This window comes from Endozoicomonas acroporae (assembly GCF_002864045.1).
GTDB lineage: Bacteria > Pseudomonadota > Gammaproteobacteria > Pseudomonadales > Endozoicomonadaceae > Endozoicomonas > Endozoicomonas acroporae.
The window spans coordinates 1-785 of sequence record NZ_PJPV01000297.1; the positions used below are offsets into that span (position 1 = coordinate 1).

A 785-nucleotide genomic window follows, 5' to 3' on the forward strand; every position below is an offset into this window, starting at 1 on the left:
CACAGTCAGACAATGGGATCCTCCCCCCCGCACAGCTCCAAGGCGTAATGAATTTTACCAATCTTCTAGCGCATACTCTTCTCAATATCTACTGCGCCGTTCAGTAAATCCTGCTCAAGATTTTAATGCGCTCACCCAACAGGAAATAATGGATGGCCTGGTGAGTAAATCGCACCGTTTCGGTCATCGCTATGATGGGAGAGATCACGGCCTATATGCCAGTTCAATTAAAAAATACACGTCAACTGCTAAAAGACCGTTAAATCGAGCGGAACAAAGCCAGCTGATGCGTTTGCTGCAAAATTTCACAGCAACGCGGAGCTGGAATTGGCGAAGCCTGACGACAACACTGCACTCATTTACTTCAGCGGGTGTTTTTACCCCTCATAAACCTTTGGATGAGCGTGTTAAGATTACTCAAACTGCCTTATTGTCAACACTACTTGATGCAATAATATTCAAGTGCAACCAAAAACCTGAAGCCAGCTATGTTGGTGCCCAGGAAATCGCCAACATGCTGTGGGCTATGGCGAAACTGGTAGACAGCGGGCAGGAGCGAACACCAGGGCTCAACGCGGCTGTGGCCGCACTGTTGCCCCACGTGAACGCACAGAAAGACCAATTTATTCCTCAGCATATTGCCAACCTGCTGTGGGCCATGGCGAAACTGGTGGACAACGGGCAGGAGCGAACACCAGGGCTCAACGAGGCCGTGGCCAGGCTATTGCCCCTCGTGAAAGCACAGAAAGACCAATTTAAAGCCCAGGGCATTACCAACCTGCTGT

Annotated in this window: 1 protein-coding gene; it reads left to right on the forward strand. The window is 49.8% G+C overall.

Going from position 1 to position 785, the window contains the following annotated elements:
* Positions 1-785, forward strand: a 785-nt coding sequence (locus CX664_RS25385) for a DUF1601 domain-containing protein (RefSeq protein WP_146000387.1), incomplete at both ends; no start/stop codon positions are given.